The sequence below is a fragment of the Chryseobacterium sp. SIMBA_029 genome, assembly GCF_046535275.1.
GTDB lineage: Bacteria > Bacteroidota > Bacteroidia > Flavobacteriales > Weeksellaceae > Chryseobacterium.
This window is the reverse complement of the sequence record NZ_JAWRXA010000772.1, coordinates 1-242: the sequence shown is the minus strand read 5'-3', so window position 1 is coordinate 242 and position 242 is coordinate 1. Positions and strand designations below refer to the sequence as shown.

Here is a 242-nt window from a genome sequence, read left to right as displayed (position 1 = left end):
ACCCAAACCTATGGGGAGATATTATCCTATAAAGCTGTTTTTGGAAATGCTACATTGGTGATCTATTCATTTTCGCCGCCTTTTTTCGTTAAGATTCTATTTGATATCTCAAGACTTTTTAGCCGAACGATCCATCTTCAAAAGCAGACTTCAGATTTAGAACTTCAAAATCTTAATATAGAAAAAGACTTTTTGAAAGCACAGCTTAATCCCCATTTTTTATTTAATACCCTAAATAATCT

General features: G+C 32.2%; 1 protein-coding gene. It reads left to right on the top strand.

Annotated elements, in window-relative coordinates; all coding sequences use genetic code 11:
• A partial coding sequence (locus tag SB679_RS26015) for a histidine kinase (protein WP_410705279.1) occupies positions 1-242 on the top strand: 242 nt, incomplete at both ends.